Source organism: Myroides albus, from assembly GCF_009711045.1.
Taxonomy (GTDB): Bacteria; Bacteroidota; Bacteroidia; order Flavobacteriales; family Flavobacteriaceae; genus Flavobacterium; species Flavobacterium album_A.
On record NZ_WMJX01000001.1, the window covers coordinates 1 to 18,252 of the forward strand.

Here is an 18,252-nt window from a genome sequence, read left to right on the forward strand (position 1 = left end):
AAAAAACATGAAGAAAAAACATGAAGAAAAAACATGAAGTAAATTTCTACTCTAATAATAAAGCCTAACCAATAAACATATTAATAATTTAATAGTAAAAAACATCTCCTACTCTTTTAGAATTATCAATTAAAATAAACACCTAAACCACCTTAAAAATCCATAATGTTTCACGTGGAACAAAAGAAAAAGGATATAAAAAGGGATTGTTCCACGTGAAACAATCCCTTTTTATATTATAGCTATACTTTAACTATCTTCCCATATGTATCAGTAAAATAGAGATATCCGTAGGAGTAACTCCGCTAATACGAGAAGCTTGAGATATCGTGATAGGTCTAATATTCTTTAGCTTCTCACGTGATTCAAATGATAGTGACACTATCTTATCATAATCAAAATTCTCAGGTATACGCACATCCTCCAACCTATTCAACTTATCAGCATTATTCTTTTCTTTCTCAATATACCCAGAGTATTTTACTTGGATCTCGGCCTGCTCAATAATCTCTTGATCTAAATTATGATCTTCTACATAAGCCTTTACTTTCTCAAATTTAAGAATGTCTTCCAGTTCAATTTGTGGACGAGAAAAGACCTTAAACATCTTATCAGGTTGAGTCATTAGAGATGAACCTTTGTCCTCCAAGATAGGGTTAGCTTCCTCTGTTTTTACACTTGTTTCCTTAAAGAATTGAACGAAGTTTTCAGCTTCTGTCTGCTTATGTTCCATTCTTCTCATACGTTCTTCGGTAGCTAAACCTAGTTCAAAAGACTTCGGTGTTAATCTAAAGTCTGCATTATCTTGACGTAATAAGGTACGGTATTCCGCACGAGATGTAAACATTCTATAAGGCTCTTCTGTCCCCTTCGTAATTAGGTCATCTATTAATACTCCTATATATGCTTCATCCCTTCTAAGGATTAACTCTCCTTCTTCTTTCACTTTCAAAGCCGCATTCATACCAGCCATTAATCCTTGTGCAGCTGCTTCTTCGTAACCAGTAGTTCCATTGATCTGTCCAGCAAAATACAATCCATCTACAAGTTTAGTTTCAAGCGAATGCTTTAACTGTGTAGGTGGAAAATAATCATATTCGATAGCATATCCAGGTCTAAATATCTTAGCATTCTCAAACCCAGCTACCGAACGAAGAGCCTTAAACTGAACCTCCTCCGGTAGTGAAGTAGAGAATCCATTTACATAGATTTCACAAGTATTCCACCCCTCAGGTTCTACAAATATTTGATGTCTATCTTTATCAGCAAAACGATTAATCTTATCTTCAATAGAAGGACAATAACGTGGTCCAATACTCTTAATTCGACCAGTAAACATAGGAGAACGATCAAAACCTTCTCTTAATAAATCGTGTACTTCAGGAGAAGTATACGTCATGTAACAGTCTCTTTGTTGAACTAATGGCTGCGTCACATCTAAGTACGAGAACTTAGAAGGGTTAATATCTCCCCCTTGCACTTCCATCTTACTATAATCTAATGATCGACCATCCACTCTTGGAGGTGTACCTGTCTTCATTCTTCCAGAAGTAAAACCAGCTTTCACAAGATCTTCTGTTATACCGTAAGCAGCACCCTCACCGGCTCTACCACCACCGAACTGTTTTTCTCCGATGTGGATAAGCCCATTTAAGAATGTACCATTCGTTAAAATAACTGTCTTAGCTTTTATCTCTAACCCAAGATTAGTTACTACACCTTCGATCTTATGATTCTTAATAATCAAAGATTTCACCATATCTTGATAAAAATCAAGGTTAGGTGTACCCTCTAACATAAGTCTCCAAGTCTCAGAAAAACGCATACGGTCAGACTGAACACGTGGAGACCACATAGCTGGTCCTTTAGACTTATTAAGCATCTTAAACTGGATCGCAGTCTTATCTGATACAATACCGGAATACCCTCCTAAAGCATCAATCTCTCTTACGATTTGCCCTTTTGCGATACCACCCATTGCAGGATTACATGACATCTGAGCGATGTTCTGCAAACTCATTGTAATCAATAAAGTTTTAGAACCCATATTTGCAGCGGCAGCAGCAGCCTCCGAACCAGCGTGCCCTCCACCTACTACTATTACATCATATTTATCTTGAAAAATACTCATTCATTAAATTTTAAAATTATTGTTCCACGTGGAACAAAGTCATCTTTTCATCTTCTTTACGACGCATTAAATCACTTTCTTCTTTAGTCTTATCCTTATATCCACAGTAATGTAATACACCATGAGCCATAACTCTTAGTAGTTCAGTATCAAAATCAACACCAAACTCTAATGCATTCTCTCTAACTCTATCAATGGACAAAAAAATATCACCTGAAATAATACTACCTTCCGTATAGTCAAAACTAATAATATCAGTCAAAGTGTCGTGATCAAGATACTTTACATTAATTTCATGTAAAAAATCATCAGTACAAAAAATATAGCTAATATCACCTAAGTAAAAATCTTCTGACTCTACAATATGTTCAATCCAATTTTCATACTTTTCTTCGTTATCTAACTGAAAATCAGTTTCATAATTAAAAATAACCATACTTATTTTCTATAAAAAATTTGAGTGCCAAAGGTACAATGAAAAATAAAAAACTTAGAAAATAAAAGCATAAATATTTCTTTACAAACAAATTAGCCCAGGATCAAAGAATAAAATAAGTAGATAAGTAAAATTAAGAAAAAATGCAAATGCCGGAACCAGGTAAATACAGGCTATAAAAATAGGAGTAGTAGAAACAAACTTATATCTCAAACTCTCCTTACTAACAATAGTTTACGATAGTATTCTTATACTATGGTACTACCAAACATCAACTTAAGAGATCAATAGAAAATAAAACTTAGAACTATCGATTAATATTGCTCATACCAAAAATCAAATATACAAAATATATACAACCAATACAGAAGAATAGCTACAAGTGTAGAAATAGAAAACACCTAAAACTTTGTGCAGTATTAATCTCATAAAAAACTACTTGCTCTCTACTCCCGAATATCGTAAATATACCACGAAGAAAACCCAAAGAATCAAATCAAAAAAAAATTTATCCAAAATCTAACCCTTCATAAATCTCATAAAAAAAAACTACTTGTCCTCTACTCCAGAATATCACAAATATACCACGAAGAAAACCCACAGAACAAAAACAAAATAAAATTCTATCCAAAATCTAAGGCTTCATAAATCTCATAAAAAAAACTGTTTGTCCTCTACTCCAGAATATCACAAATATACCACGAAGAAAACCCACAGAACAAAAACAAAATAAAATTCTATCCAAAATCTAAGGCTTCATAAATCTCATAAAAAAAACTGTTTGTCCTCTACTCCAGAATATCACAAATATACCACGAAGAAAACCCACAGAACAAAAACAAAATAAAATTCTATCCAAAATCTAAGGCTTCATAAATCTCATAAAAAAAACTGTTTGTCCTCTACTCCAGAATATCACAAATATACCACGAAGAAAACCCACAGAACAAAAACAAAATAAAATTCTATCCAAAATCTAAGGCTTCATAAATCTCATAAAAAAAACTGTTTGTCCTCTACTCCAGAATATCACAAATATACCACGAAGAAAACCCACAGAACAAAAACAAAATAAAATTCTATCCAAAATCTAAGGCTTCATAAATCTCATAAAAAAAACTGTTTGTCCTCTACTCCAGAATATCACAAATATACCACGAAGAAAACCCACAGAACAAAAACAAAATAAAATTCTATCCAAAATCTAAGGCTTCATAAATCTCATAAAAAAAACTGCTTGTCCTCTAATCCAGAATATCTCAAATATACCTTGGAGAAAACCCACAGAACAAAAACAAAATAAAATTCTATCCCAAATCTAAGGCTCTATAAATCTCATAAAAAAAACTGCTTGTCCTCTAATCCAGAATATCTCAAATATACCTTGGAGAAAACCCACAGAACAAAAACAAAATAAAATTCTATCCCAAATCTAAGGCTCTATAAATCTCATAAAAAAAACTGCTTGTCCTCTAATCCAGAATATCTCAAATATACCTTGGAGAAAACCCACAGAACAAAAACAAAATAAAATTCTATCCCAAATCTAAGGCTCTATAAATCTCATAAAAAAAACTGCTTGTCCTCTAATCCAGAATATCTCAAATATACCTTGGAGAAAACCCACAGAACAAAAACAAAATAAAATTCTATCCCAAATCTAAGGCTCTATAAATCTCATAAAAAAAACTGCTTGTCCTCTAATCCAGAATATCTCAAATATACCTTGGAGAAAACCCACAGAACAAAAACAAAATAAAATTCTATCCCAAATCTAAGGCTCTATAAATCTCATAAAAAAAACTGCTTGTCCTCTAATCCAGAATATCTCAAATATAAGCAGAAGAAAACCTACAGAACAAAATCAAAATAAAATTCTATCCCAAATCTAAGGCTCTATAAATCTCATAAAAAAAAATAACTGTCTCTTAGTACAGAATAGCACAATTATACCCTGGAGAAAACCCATAGAACAAAATCAAAATAAGATCATATCAAAAATCTAAGGCTCTATAAATCTCATAAAAAAAAATAACTGTCTCATAGTACAAAATACTACAACTATGGGACGAAAGGAAAAAAGAATGTCACTAAAAGCAACATTAAAATAAATACACTACTACCTTCAAAAAAAATTGAACAAAATAAAATTCTGATACTCCAAAATAAAATTGTCACTGACTATCAAAAAAAGTACATGTGTACAAACTACATAATGGGTGAAAAAAGCACAATTAAATAAAAAGACAATAAGCACTGGCAAAACTCGAGAAAAGAAAATCAATAAAAACAGAAAACAAAAAATATTTAAAAATCTCGAACCGCAAAAGAACAAATAATTTTTCCCATCACTTTACTCAAAATAGAAAAGCACACAAATCGTCGGAAAAATGTTCCACGTGAAAAAAACAATTTCAACCTTTATTAACAACATAAATTATTAATAAAAGAAAAAAGAAAATTTATAAAAAAAGATATGTATGTATATAGCTTGTTAATATGTAGCATAACTTTTTTCTATAGATTTCGTATTATCAATTATTAATACTTATCAACATATTATTAATTTTTAAATTGCTTAAAATTAAAGGATTATTTTGTTTATCAACATAGCTTATTATCGTTATCAACAACCTTTTTAGGATAAGTTTAGGTGTTAATTTCTGTTGATAAGTGCTTAGTTCATTATTGATATCTACCTAATAGTTTTTATAAAGTTAATTTGGAATTGACCTTCGATGTAGTGTATTGTAAAATTTTATTAAAATCCAAAAAATAGTTATTTCAAACTTTCCATATTTATCAACATTTTTTGTTGATTTATATATCATTGATTATCTGCTTTTTAAGCGATTTAATTATTTCTTATGTTGATAACACATAAGTAGCTAATTATTAATAGATTATAGTATTTAGTAAGATGTTGTCTTTTACCTGTTTTAGTTCTCTTATGTGCTAAATAGAGTTTAAATATTTCTGTAGTAAAGCAGATTTTACGCTTAATATAGACATGTTTTAATCCAGAAAATATTGTTTTAGAGAAGTAAAACTCCTTCTATTTTAAGTTGATATTTTCTCGAAAAGCAAGTTGTAAATCTTTTTGAAAGACATATTATTTCTTTTTACGTTATTATAAAAATGTCCGATTAATACTATTTTATATACACTTTAAATGCCATCTTCATCGTGTCATTTTATTTCTATTTTATGTATAAGTACATACTAAATTGTAGTTGTATGTCTATGTATTTACCCTTAAGGTTATTTCTTTTTTCTATGTGACGTATATCTTTCAAATGATTACTTTTTGAGTAGTTATATACTTATTAATTGACAGTTATGTTATCTTTGTAAAAAATTTTAAACAAAATGGCTAAGCAAGTTCGCGTGCGTTTTGCACCAAGTCCAACAGGGCCTTTACACATTGGTGGTGTAAGAACCGCGTTATTCAATTATTTATTCGCTAAGAAGCACAACGGAGTATTCTATATTAGAATAGAAGATACTGACCAAAATCGTTTTGTACCAGGAGCTGAGGCTTATATATTAGAAGCTTTAGAATGGTTGGGGATTTCACCAGATGAGACTATCGGTAAGAATGAAAAGTTCGGACCATATAGACAGAGTGAACGCAAGGAATTGTACAAACAATATGCTGATCAACTGATCGAAAGTGGATGGGCATACTACGCTTTTGATACTGCTGAAGAATTAGATCAATTGAGAAAAGACGCTGAAGCTGAAGGAAAGACATTTATATATAATCATACGAATAGAGAGCAGCTGAGTACTTCTCTTAAATTAAGTAAAGAGGAAGTAGATGCTAAGATAGCTAATGGTGAGGCTTATGTTATCCGCTTTAAGACTCCTGTAGGAGAGACTTTACATCTAAAAGATATTATCAGAGGTGATATCAAGTTCGAAACGAGCTTATTAGATGATAAAGTGTTGTATAAAAGTGACGGAATGCCGACATATCACTTAGCTAATATCGTGGATGATCATCTTATGGAGACATCACACGTGATTAGAGGTGAAGAGTGGTTACCTTCTCTTCCACTACACGAGTTGTTATACAAAGCATTCGGATGGGAAGCTCCTGAGTTCGCTCACCTTCCTCTAATCCTTAAGCCAGTAGGTAACGGTAAGTTATCTAAGCGCGATGGAGATAAATTAGGATTCCCTGTGTTCCCATTAGATTGGCAAGATCCTACATCTGGAGAGAAATCTTCTGGATATAGAGAGAGAGGATTCTACCCTGAGACTGTGGTGAACTTCCTTGCTTTACTTGGATGGAATGACGGTACAGATCAAGAGATTTTCTCATTAGAAGAGCTAGTAGAGAAGTTCGATTTAACACGTGTGCACAAGGCAGGTGCTAAGTTTGACCCAGAGAAGAATAAATGGTTTAACCAGCACTATCTGAAACTACAAAGCGATGCTGACTTAGCTAAGGCATACCAAGTAATCTTAAAAGAGAATGGTATCGAGGCGACAGATGCTTATGTAGAGAAAGTAGTGGGATTAATCAAAGAGAGAGCAACATTCGTAGCTGATTTCTATGAGTTGAGTGATTTCTTCTTTGTAAAGCCAACAGAATATGATGCTAAGGCATTAAAGAATTGGAAAGAAGATACCTCTGGTATTATGACACAAGTGTCTGATGTAATAAAAGGTATTGAGACATTCGAAGCGAAGAATATAGAGTCTATCGTGAAGGATTGGATCAATGAGCAAGGTATCGGAATGGGCAAAGTGATGCAACCACTTCGCCTTAGTTTAGTAGGTGCTGTAAAGGGACCAGACTTATTTGACATCATCGAGATGATAGGAAAAGACGAAACTGTCGATAGAATAAAGTTAGCTATTCAAAGAAATAACTAACTTACTAATAAAGTTTAGCAAAGGGGCTCATGTTTCATGAGCCCCTTTTTTTGTATAGTTAACCTATAGAATAGTTTTTTTGTTAAAAAAAATGTAATTTTATAGCATACTAATGCATTCAAAAATGAAAAAGTTACTGTTTTTATTTTCTTTAATGCTTTGTAGTTTATGTTTTTCATGTAGCAATGATGACAATAAATTAGGAGACAAAGCTGAAGAAGCGTGGAACCATTTTGTACAAAAACACCTTGTTGGTGAATGGGTGCCTAATAAAATTGAAATTAAACCAATAATAGGTGAGGTTTTATTATCTACCCCTTATCCTCACAAGGATGGATGTGATCGCGATATCCTGTCTATGTCTGAAAATTTTGAAGGAGCATTTAGCGTATACAGTGAATCCTGTAGTATTGTGAACTACCCATTTAAGTGGAAACACCAAATAGGCACATTGAGTTTTGAGTTTGATAACCGCATCTTAACCGCTTTTTTATTAAAAAAATCCAATGAGTATTTAGTATTAGATTTTAAAGCTATAGATGCGTTACCTATCTTGACTAAATATTATCCAGATATTGCTACTTTACCAGCTGAAGAACTTGCATTGCTTGTGGTAAAGGTCACTTTTTTGAAAAAAGCGAATTAGGTTAATTCTTTTGAGTTACTTTGTAAATAATTAAATATAAATAAATTGTTATGAATCCAACTATTATTGTAGGGGTAATTATAGTAGTAATTATCTTTTTGGGAATTTTTACTGTTAAGCAGCAAAGTGCTGTTGTTGTACAACGTTTTGGTAAGTTTAATAGTATTCGTCAATCTGGTTTGAATTTTAAAATTCCGGTTGTGGATAAAATTGCAGGAGTGGTTAACCTTCGTATTCAGCAATTAGACGTATTGATTGAAACAAAAACAAAGGACAATGTATTTGTTAAGTTGAAAGTTTCAGTACAGTTTAAAGTGATCCAAGATCGCGTATATGACGCATTTTATAAATTAGAGTATCCTCATGATCAGATTACATCCTATGTTTTTGACGTAGTACGTGCTGAAGTACCGAAACTTATCTTAGATGACGTATTCGAGCGCAAGGATAATATCGCTGTAGCTGTTAAAGCAGAATTGAATGAAGCTATGACCACTTATGGTTATGATATCATTAATACTCTAATCACAGATATTGATCCGGATATCCAAGTTAAAAATGCGATGAACCGTATTAACGCTGCTGATAGAGAAAAAGTAGCTGCGGAGTATGAAGCAGAAGCAAGTAGAATACGCATTGTAGCGAAAGCTAAAGCAGAAGCAGAATCTAAGCGTTTACAAGGACAAGGTATTGCAGATCAGCGTAGAGAAATTGCTCAAGGATTAGTAGAGAGTGTTGACGTATTGAATAAAGTGGGTATTAATTCACAAGAAGCATCAGCTTTAATTGTTGTAACTCAGCATTATGATACACTGCAATCAGTGGGTGGTGAAACAAACTCTAACTTAATCTTATTGCCAAATTCACCTTCTGTTGCAACAGATATGTTAACGAATATGGTTGCTTCATTTGCAGCGAGTAGTAAAGTTAAAGATATGATGGAAACTCCCAATATTGCATTAGCTAAAAAAGGAGGTTATAAGCAACAAAATAACGATAATGAAGATGACCTTAACTAGGTTAGAGAACGTTCTTTAAAACGTATAATAGAATCAAAAAAGGCTAATTACATTGTAATTAGCCTTTTTTGATTATTGTCTTCTCTTTTTAAAGAGATATTTTAAAACAGTTGTAATTACAAAAGCTTGTAAACTCCCAGAAGATTTTACAAAGTTTGCAATAGAACCGACTGTATTTTTTACTAATCTATCAGGTGATAATTCTTCTTTAATATCGTCTACAGATTGAAAAATCTTTTGGTAGTGTATTTCGCGTTTGACTTCCAAAATCTTTAAATCCGAATTAATTTCCTCTAAGGATGTATATTGCTTTCTCATGAGTTCGATTCGAATTTAATCATTAAATAATATTTCTGATAGTTTTTTTATCAAAGGTCTCTCTACTAAAGATTTTCTAAATGAATAAGCAATAATAGAAACTAAGATATAGAAACTACCAACAATTAAAAACCCTGTTGAAGTACTATTAAAAGCTTCACCGATAGCATAGGCTGCGAACAAGGATATAAACAATAAGGCCAATGTTGAAAATAAGCTTACTAATATCAATGTCATAAAGATACTACCAGCTTTGACACTTACTTTAAAGCCCCATAAGCGATAATAGTCTAATGTTGACTTGATAAATTCTTCCGAATTTTCTTTAATATTAGTCATTTCTGATTTAACCTCGTCGAAAGCCATATTACAAAATCTAATTATTTTTTAACGTTATCAGCAGCATCATTTGCTTGTTTCTTCAATGCAGCTAATTTATCTTCTAAAGTTGCAATTACTTCATCTCTTTTCTTTCCTGAAGTATTTACAAAGTGCTCAAAACCCTCTTCAAAATCGTGTTTTTTCTTTTCAACAGCACTGCGAACTTGTTTTTTAAGTTCGTCAATTTTGTCTTCAAGATCTTCCTTAGATTCATCAAAAGTTTTCTTGATTTTCTTTCTTGTTTTTTTTCCTTCATCAGGAGCAAAAAGTATTCCTAAGCCTGCTCCTACTGCTACTCCAGCTAATACTGCAAGTACTGTACCTCCTAAACGATTTGACATAACATTGATTTTTTGATTATTATCTAATAAAGTTAGAAAAAAATCACCTCTTTAACTGTTAAAAACAAGTTAAAGAGGTGATTAAATTATATTTTACACAAAAGATTAGGAGTTTATTTTTGCTCTACTTTAGCCCAAGTATCTCTTAATCCAACTGTTTTATTAAATACTAATTGATTCGGTTTACTGTCTTTATCCACACAGAAATACCCCATTCTTTGGAATTGGAATTTATCACCTTCTTTAGCTGTACTTAAACTTGGCTCTAAATAGCCTTTTACAATCTCTAAAGAGTTAGGGTTTACAAATTCTAAGAAGTCTACTTCTTTATTACCATCGGGATTTTCATCTACGAATAAACGATCGTAAATACGAACTTCTGCTTCTACTGCATGAGCTGCAGAAACCCAGTGAATCGTCCCTTTTACTTTGCGTTTACTTGCTTCTGATCCACTACCACTTCTACTATCTGCATCATAAGTTGCATGTATTTCAGTGATATTTCCGTGCTCATCTTTAACGACACTTTCACCTTTGATAATATAAGCATTCTTAAGGCGAACTTCTTTTCCAAGCGTTAATCTAAAGAATTTGCTATTAGCTTCTTCTTTGAAATCTTCTCTTTCAATATAAAGCTCTTTAGAGAACGGAACTTTGCGATAAGTCATTACCTCTTCTTCTGGGTTGTTCTCTGCGTCTAACCATTCTTCTTGTCCTTCAGGGTAATTTGTAATCACCAATTTTACAGGATCCAAAACAGCCATGACACGTGGAGCAATTTTATTTAAGTCTTCGCGAATACAAAATTCTAAAAGTGATACATCTATTAAATTATCGCGCTTAGCAATACCAATAGTATCAGCATAGTTTCTTATAGAAGCTGCTGTATATCCTCTTCTTCTCAATCCTGAAATAGTAGACATACGCGGATCATCCCATGCTGTTACATGTCCTTCACTTACCAAGCGAGCAAGTTTTCGTTTACTTACTACCGTATGCGATAAGTTTCGTCTTGCAAACTCGCGTTGTTTTGGTCTAATATTGTCTTCAGTAACCACTTGATCTAAGAACCAATCATATAGTTCTCTATGAGGTAAAAATTCTAAAGTACAGAAAGAATGAGAAATACTTTCAATATAATCACTTTCACCGTGTGCCCAGTCGTACATTGGATAAATGCACCAAGCATCTTTAGTTCTGTGGTGTGCTTTTTTTATAATTCTGTACATGATCGGATCACGCATCAACATATTCTTGTGAGACATGTCTATTTTTGCTCTTAGAATATGTGCTCCTTCTTCAAATTCTCCATTTTTCATTCTCTCGAATAAATCAAGGTTTTCTTCTATAGAACGATTTCTATATGGACTATCTACACCAACTGTAGATGGAGTACCTTTCTGTTGAGCCATAACTTCTGAAGTTTGGCTATCTACGTATGCTTTGCCATCTTTAATCATTTGGATAGCCCAGTCGTATAGCTGTTGGAAATAGTCAGATGCATAAACTTCATTTGCCCATTTATACCCAAGCCATTCTACGTCCTGTTTGATTGCGTCAACAAACTCCTGTTCTTCTTTAGACGGGTTAGTATCGTCAAAACGCAAGTTAACTGGCGCATTGTACTTTAACCCTAATCCAAAATTTAAACAAATAGAACTCGCGTGACCAATGTGTAGGTACCCATTTGGTTCAGGCGGAAAACGGAAATGAAGTTTTTCTGTTGGCAAACCATTTTTTAAATCCTCTTCAATGATTTGCTCAATAAAGTTTAATGATTTCTCTTTTGTTGACATGGATTTTATTTATATAATACTCACAAAGGTATCAAAAAACAAATCAACTTCGATGGATTTATTATCTTTCCTTGCTATAGACCGTAAAAAAATGTCGTAATTTTAGCCTTTATTTATTTTAATTATTGACTAATGGGAATTATTCGTTTAAACAATATTCGCGTATATGCTTTTCATGGTTGTATGGAAGAAGAAGCTAAGATAGGATCTGACTATCGTGTAGATGTTACTGCTAAGGGAGTATTTAGAGATGCTGCTACTTCTGATAACCTGGTTGACGCTATAGACTACGTGCATTTGAACAAAATAGTGAAAGAGGAAATGGCAATTCGCTCTAACCTTTTAGAACACGTATGTGAGAGAATCATCAAAAGGGTTTTAAAAGAAATTGAAATGGTTACGGATATCACTGTTGCAGTTTCGAAAATTAATCCTCCTATTGGCGGAGATGTCGAATCTGTAACGGTTGAAATGCAGGAAGTTAGATAAAACCTAAAAAAAATATACAACTTTTAGAGTAAAAGGCTTTTGAACTTTCAAATTATTTGCTAAGTTTGCAATCCAATTCGGAACAATGGCTTCGTGTCCGAGTGGCTAGGAAGCGGTCTGCAAAACCGTCTACAGCGGTTCGAATCCGCTCGAAGCCTCAAAAGGATAGTTGTTTAACTATCCTTTTTTTGTATCCAATAATGATATATCTGTGAATAAAAAAAGCCTTAGAGATTCTCTAAGGCTTTTACTTATTTTGTATTTTCTGTAGCGGTTGTTTGGAAGTATTGCTTTACACAGTCTATTGTCGATTTTGGTAAAATTCCTTTCATCATTATTCCAAAACCAAACACCATGATGATGATACTGCTGATTTTTTTTACTTTCAAGATATTTTGATACGTTAACTTCTTGCGTAATTGCTTTGCTAAGAATATTTTAAATAAATCTGTGATAAAATAAGCCAGAATAGTAAAGCCAAAGAAAGTGAACATCTTTTTTGGATCCATGTCCATTTGAGGTCCAATTGTAATGATTATTCCCAACCAGAATCCCAACACACCTACATTGATAAAGTTTAATAGAAAACCTTTCGCAAAGAGGTTAAGATATTCTCTCCTTAGGTTAGGTGGAGCTATTTGCAGTGTTTGTACTTCTACTTTTTTGAGTTTGATAAAGGAGATTATTCCATAGGTAATCATGATAATTCCTCCAAAGATAAAAAGTGCAGGGTCGTCTTTTATGGCATTGATCAGTTTAAAACTACTAAAGAAGGCAATAGCAAAGAAGATAGCATCAGCTAAAATAACTCCCATATCAAGAGCTATCGCTGCTTTAAACCCTCTCGTTATACTTGTTTCAATAAGAATAAAAAAAACAGGACCTATCATAAAACTTAGGAAGAACCCCAAAGTCATACCTGTTAGCAAACCATCAAACATTTTATATAATTAAAAAATGCCAATCATAATAATTGGCATTTAATTATTTCGCAAGTTACAGCTTTTTGGAACAATACTAAAAAATGTTATTCAACTTTTTTAATTGTACCCCCAGCTATTGTTTTTTCATTTAATGTTTTTGGATTCCCATATACGGAAATCGATCCTCCTGCTCTTACTTTCGCATCAGCAACATCAGTGGCATTGATACTCGCTTTACCTCCAGCATTTACTGTGACTGATGTTTGTTTGGTTACAAGTTTGCTATTGATAATATCAGCTCCCGAGTTTGATAATGCATCTTGTACATTTGCTTTACCAGTTAATCTAATTATAGATCCAGCACCTGCTTTGACATTTACTTTATCGGTATCTATGTCTAATTTAATGGATGAGCCTGTTTTTCCTTGTACGTCTAATACATTGGCATTCAATGTACCTTTTCCAACAACGTTAGCACCTTCTCCTGCATTAATCTCATTTAGCTCTTTGTAATACAGAGTAACCTTTATCTCATCACCTTGATAACTGTTAGTGAAATTCATCTTTATTTTTAGATGTTCATTCTTGTTGATGACATTGACGTTATCTTGTTTTTTGCCCTCGATTTCTATCTTGGTACTTCCTGTAGTAGGAATTAAAGTTACTTCTATTTGGTCGAAAACACTTAGCTTTTTAAAAGAACCAATTTCTTTATCTATCTGTGCAAAAGAAATTTGAGCAACCAATAAAGTAATTAATACGGCTAATTTTTTCATAATCTAATTTAATTTTTTAATGAAATTGTAATCCAATTGTTTCTTTACTAAATCTGCATTTTTTACAGTAACAACAACCTCATCTCCAAGTTGCAGAAGATTCTTTGTTGCTTGTCCAACTAAGGCATATTGCTTTTCGTCGAAAACGTAATAGTCTTCTTTTATTTCTCTAATGCGAACCATTCCTTCACATTTGTTTTCTATGATTTCTACGTAGATTCCCCATTCAGTAACACCAGATATAACACCTACAAACTCTTTTCCTTGTTGGTCCTGCATATACTTTACCTGCATGTATTTGATACTATCTCTTTCGGCAGTTGCAGCCAGGTTCTCCATAGAAGAACAATGGTTACATTTTTTCTCAAATTCATCTACTTTAGCAGACTCACCATTATCTAAATAGTGTTGCAGTAGGCGGTGTGCCATTACGTCTGGATAACGTCGTATTGGCGAAGTAAAGTGAGAATAATAGTCAAATGCTAAACCGTAGTGACCGATGTTGTTGGTAGAATAACTTGCCTTACTCATGGTGCGTATAGCTAATGTATCTACTAAATTTTGTTCTTTTTTACCATTGACATCCTTTAGTAGTTTATTCAGTGATTTTGATACACTTGACTTTGTCTTAAAGTTGATTGTGTGTCCAAATCTCGCAATGACAGATTGAAGAGCAAATAGCTTTTCTTGATCTGGTTCATCGTGCACACGATATACGAATGTCTTCTTTTGTTTACCAATAAATTCTGATACTTTTCTATTGGCAAGTAACATGAATTCTTCAATCAAATGGTTTGCTTCTTTTGCCTCTTTAAAAAAGACTCCTACTGGTACATCATCTTCGTTCAAGTTAAATTTCACTTCCACTTTGTCAAAAGAGATTGCCCCATCACTCATGCGTTTTTTGCGCAATTGTTTAGCTAAATCATTCATTTTTAACACTGCTTCAGCTACTTCTTCACTGACTGTTTGCGTTTCTCCTGTAATAGAAATGCTCTCTGGAATTACTCTATCCTCAGTTTCAATGATGTATTGTGCTTCTTCGTAAGCCATACGTTGATCTGAATGCGTCACTGTACGACCAAACCACTTGTCGACAATCTCTGCCTTGTCATTTAACTGAAATAGGGCTGAGAAAGTATATTTATCTTCATTAGGTCTAAGTGAACAAGCAAAGTTAGACAACACTTCAGGTAGCATTGGAATTGTTCTATCTACTAAATAAATAGAAGTAGCTCTATTATAAGCTTCTTCGTCTAAGATAGTTCCTTCTTGTACGTAGTGTGATACGTCAGCAATGTGGATACCTATTTCGAAATTGCCATTTTCAAGTTTTTGGAAAGACAAAGCATCATCAAAATCTTTTGCGTCTTTTGGGTCAATAGTGAAAGTAAGAATATCGCGCATGTCTTTTCGTTTCGCTATTTCACTTTCAGCTATAGAGGTATCTAATTTGTTTGCAAATTCTTCTACTTCTTTTGGAAATTCTGTAGGTAAACCATATTCTGCCAAAATAGCGTGTATTTCAGTATTGTGTTCTCCTTGTTTACCTAATACTTTCATTACTTTCCCGAAAGGACTATCTGCTTTTTCTGGCCAATCTTCTATCTCAACTACAACTACATCACCATCTCGTGCTTCTCCTACTTTTTCTTTTGGAACGAAGATATCAGTATACATCTTAGCATCAGCTGTAGATACAAAAGCAAAGTTCTTTTGAATTTCAATAACACCCACAAACTGTATTTTGTGTCTTTCTAAAACCTCAACAACTTCTCCTTCTGGTTTTTTACCTTTTCGTTTGTTGTAAATATAAGCTTTGACAAAGTCGCCATCTAACGCTTTATTTAAATTATTTGTAGGAATGAATACGTCGTCTTCCATTCCCTCACATACCAAGTATGCTGTTTTACGCGAAGTCATATCGATATAACCTTCAACATAATTAGCTTTAGGGATAAAGCGATATTTACCAGTTTCTATTTCTTCTATCTTTCCTTTTGAGATTAAGTGTTTAAGTTCTTTTATTATCTCGTTTCTTCCTTGCGTATCGTTTACTTCTAATTGACCAGCAATTTGCTTGTAATTATAAGATTTAGTAGTGTTCTTAGACAAGAACTTTAATATTTTTGGAGCAAAGTCAAACGACTTATTCTTTTTATGTTTAATTTTTTTTGCCATTTTCTAATTCATTTGTTTACCTCTATTCAGGTTCATAATTATCCTTAAAAGTACGAATTACTTACTGGTTTATCCTACTTTTTGGATTAATTTAATTTGATTTTTATACATTAATTTATTAATTGCTGTCATTATGAGCAAAGTTTTGAAGCAATGTGAAATGTAATAATTTCCCAGAAAGGGAGATGGAAGAATTATTTTTTTCTATACTCATTGATAGTAATACAGTACTGTAGAGTGCCAGTACAATTTAATGTGACAAAGTTAATGCGCTCTATTGTACTTTCCAAAATTTGCGGGTAAAGCTTGTATCAATTACGGAAGAAAATGAGAAATTAAATCATTATCACGGTCTACGTGATAGTTGTTTAAAAATGGATAGTGTAATCGTATTTTCCTTTTTTGTAATATTCTACGCTTTGAGGTTCATTATTTCTGAAGTAAGTCTTTTCTGCTATTCTGCCTTTCTTGTCGTAAACCTCCCATACTGATAGCATTCCACTATTAAATAAGAAGTATTCATTCTTTTCTCCCGTATTGTGGAAGTTAATTTGAGCCTGGATGACTCCCTCTCTATAATTCTTTTCAAACTCCTTTACCCCATTGGAATAATACGAGATAATGTTGCCATCTAAAAGACCATTCGAATAGCTGTAAGAGGCTTTTAATTTGCCGTTCTCGAAGTAGATTCTCAGCTCACCTTCTCTTTTTCCTTCCACATAATTCACTTCAGAGAATAGGATGCCATTTCGGTAGAATGACTTGTACTTGCCCGTTTTATAACCATCGACATACAAAGCCTCTTCCTCTATGATATTGTGATCGTTGTACCTTACAACTTTTCCTTGTAAAGGCTTTCCATTTAGTTCGAATAAAACGGGTTCTTCTTGTTCTTGGCTATATACGGATAATGAACTGAATGTAGCCAGAATAAAGATTCCTGTGATTAAGTTGCTATTCATCTTCTTTTGTATTGAAGTTTTCAATTGCTTTGACTACTAAGGGTAGATAGACACTTTTGTAAATGACGTCACTTTCATCAACCAACGTTCCATCGGCATTGCATATATTGGGTGAAATTATTTGATACCCATTTCTAAAGATTCTCTGTATGTAAACTTCTATGGCTACATACTCTTTGTGCTCCCCGTGTAGTATTCCATTTTTGTAGTTTACCTCTCTTTTTAGGTAACCATTTTTGTCAAAAACTTGTCGGAGTCCTTCTCTTTTATTGTGAAGGTAATACGCTGTTTCTTTGACAACTCCAGTTTTTGTATAGATTACTTCAGGCCCTTCTTTGAGGTGGTTTTTGTATATTCTCTTAATAAAAACCTTTCCGTTATCATGATAATAGTATAGCTCCCCATCTAAGTTGTCATTGATATAGGTAGCTTTTAGTTGCAAAATGCCCTTGTCGTATTTATTGTAAACACCATTTAGCATGTCGTTTTTATAGCTGTGTTCTCCTGTCAATTTACCACTTGCTGTATATTGTTTAAAGATTCCGTCTTTAAGGCCTTTGATATACTTGCCTTGTTGCTCGATTTGTCCATTAGGAAAGTAGGTAGTTAGTTCACCGTTTAATATATTGTCTTTATACGTACCTTTATATTTGAGTTTTCCATTGCTGTAATACACTGTGTTTTCGCCTTCCTTAAGTCCATTTACCAAGGTTGTTTCTTCAGCTAATTGATCATTGGAAAAATAGGCTTTAAGCTTTCCGTTTAGCGGCTTATTCCCGTCGGCATAGACATAAGTCCCATTGACTAATTGAGCTTGACTATGCATAGAGATTAGCAGAACAAGTAGAAAGAGTAAATATTGAATCTGTTGTTTTTTCATGTCAATTTTTAGTTAAGTAGAATGAACACCTTATAAAGGTAACTAATTTAATAAGTTGATTTTTAAAATAGTACAGCTTACTTTAATAG

At 33.0% G+C, this 18,252-nt stretch carries 15 protein-coding genes and 1 tRNA gene; 5 read left to right on the forward strand and 11 right to left on the reverse strand.

The window, feature by feature from the left end:
- Window positions 1-253: 253 nt before the first annotated feature.
- Window positions 254-2,131, reverse strand: a complete 1,878-nt coding sequence (mnmG, locus tag GJV76_RS00005) for a tRNA uridine-5-carboxymethylaminomethyl(34) synthesis enzyme MnmG (RefSeq protein WP_155090594.1) — start codon at window positions 2,129-2,131, stop codon at window positions 254-256.
- A gap of 16 nt (window positions 2,132-2,147) precedes the next feature.
- Window positions 2,148-2,567, reverse strand: a complete 420-nt coding sequence (gene ybeY, locus GJV76_RS00010; RefSeq protein WP_155090595.1) for an rRNA maturation RNase YbeY — start codon at window positions 2,565-2,567, stop codon at window positions 2,148-2,150.
- Between the two features lie 3,369 nt (window positions 2,568-5,936).
- Here ybeY and gltX point away from each other — a divergent pair.
- The 3 genes from gltX to GJV76_RS00025 all read left to right on the forward strand — a co-directional run bounded on the left by gltX (window position 5,937) and on the right by GJV76_RS00025 (window position 9,116).
- Window positions 5,937-7,451 carry a glutamate--tRNA ligase gene (gene gltX, locus GJV76_RS00015; protein WP_155090596.1) on the forward strand — a complete coding sequence of 505 codons (1,515 nt, stop codon included), beginning with the start codon at window positions 5,937-5,939 and terminating at the stop codon, window positions 7,449-7,451.
- Window positions 7,452-7,575: 124 nt separating this feature from the next.
- On the forward strand, window positions 7,576-8,097 hold the full coding sequence (locus GJV76_RS00020; protein ID WP_155090597.1) for a hypothetical protein: 522 nt from the start codon (window positions 7,576-7,578) through the stop codon (window positions 8,095-8,097).
- 50 nt (window positions 8,098-8,147) lie between these two features.
- On the forward strand, window positions 8,148-9,116 hold the full coding sequence (locus GJV76_RS00025) for an SPFH domain-containing protein (RefSeq protein WP_155090598.1): 969 nt from the start codon (window positions 8,148-8,150) through the stop codon (window positions 9,114-9,116).
- A gap of 72 nt (window positions 9,117-9,188) precedes the next feature.
- On the opposite strand, the gene GJV76_RS00030 is transcribed toward GJV76_RS00025, so the two are convergent.
- The 4 genes from GJV76_RS00030 to GJV76_RS00045 all read right to left on the reverse strand — a co-directional run bounded on the left by GJV76_RS00030 (window position 9,189) and on the right by GJV76_RS00045 (window position 11,952).
- A complete protein-coding gene (locus GJV76_RS00030) occupies window positions 9,189-9,434 on the reverse strand; it encodes a DUF6327 family protein (RefSeq protein ID WP_155090599.1) in 246 nt (81 codons plus the stop codon).
- Between the two features lie 15 nt (window positions 9,435-9,449).
- Window positions 9,450-9,800: a hypothetical protein gene (locus tag GJV76_RS00035; RefSeq protein ID WP_155090600.1), complete on the reverse strand. Its 351-nt coding sequence runs from the start codon at window positions 9,798-9,800 to the stop codon at window positions 9,450-9,452.
- A gap of 14 nt (window positions 9,801-9,814) precedes the next feature.
- Window positions 9,815-10,156, reverse strand: a complete 342-nt coding sequence (locus GJV76_RS00040; protein WP_155090601.1) for a YtxH domain-containing protein — start codon at window positions 10,154-10,156, stop codon at window positions 9,815-9,817.
- Window positions 10,157-10,269: 113 nt separating this feature from the next.
- The gene (locus GJV76_RS00045; protein ID WP_155090602.1) at window positions 10,270-11,952 is read right to left on the reverse strand and encodes a glutamine--tRNA ligase/YqeY domain fusion protein; all 1,683 of its coding nucleotides are present in this window, start codon (window positions 11,950-11,952) and stop codon (window positions 10,270-10,272) included.
- Between the two features lie 132 nt (window positions 11,953-12,084).
- On the opposite strand from GJV76_RS00045, the gene folB reads away from it, so the two are divergent.
- Both folB and GJV76_RS00055 read left to right on the forward strand, forming a co-directional pair.
- Window positions 12,085-12,441 carry a dihydroneopterin aldolase gene (folB, locus tag GJV76_RS00050; protein ID WP_155090603.1) on the forward strand — a complete coding sequence of 119 codons (357 nt, stop codon included), beginning with the start codon at window positions 12,085-12,087 and terminating at the stop codon, window positions 12,439-12,441.
- A gap of 87 nt (window positions 12,442-12,528) precedes the next feature.
- A tRNA-Cys gene (locus GJV76_RS00055) sits at window positions 12,529-12,599 on the forward strand.
- Between the two features lie 93 nt (window positions 12,600-12,692).
- Here GJV76_RS00055 and GJV76_RS00060 read toward each other — a convergent pair.
- The 5 genes from GJV76_RS00060 to GJV76_RS00080 all read right to left on the reverse strand — a co-directional run bounded on the left by GJV76_RS00060 (window position 12,693) and on the right by GJV76_RS00080 (window position 18,163).
- Complete coding sequence (locus tag GJV76_RS00060) at window positions 12,693-13,382, reverse strand: LysE family translocator (protein WP_155090604.1); 690 nt, start codon at window positions 13,380-13,382, stop codon at window positions 12,693-12,695.
- Between the two features lie 86 nt (window positions 13,383-13,468).
- The gene (locus GJV76_RS00065; protein WP_155090605.1) at window positions 13,469-14,140 is read right to left on the reverse strand and encodes a head GIN domain-containing protein; all 672 of its coding nucleotides are present in this window, start codon (window positions 14,138-14,140) and stop codon (window positions 13,469-13,471) included.
- 3 nt (window positions 14,141-14,143) lie between these two features.
- Entirely contained in the window at window positions 14,144-16,321 is a 2,178-nt protein-coding gene (gene rnr / locus GJV76_RS00070; RefSeq protein ID WP_155090606.1) for a ribonuclease R, read from the reverse strand.
- A gap of 368 nt (window positions 16,322-16,689) precedes the next feature.
- A complete protein-coding gene (locus tag GJV76_RS00075) occupies window positions 16,690-17,283 on the reverse strand; it encodes a toxin-antitoxin system YwqK family antitoxin (RefSeq protein WP_155090607.1) in 594 nt (197 codons plus the stop codon).
- Window positions 17,276-18,163: a toxin-antitoxin system YwqK family antitoxin gene (locus tag GJV76_RS00080; protein ID WP_230381468.1), complete on the reverse strand. Its 888-nt coding sequence runs from the start codon at window positions 18,161-18,163 to the stop codon at window positions 17,276-17,278. The genes GJV76_RS00075 and GJV76_RS00080 overlap by 8 nt, the downstream gene beginning before the upstream one ends.
- Window positions 18,164-18,252 lie beyond the last annotated feature (89 nt).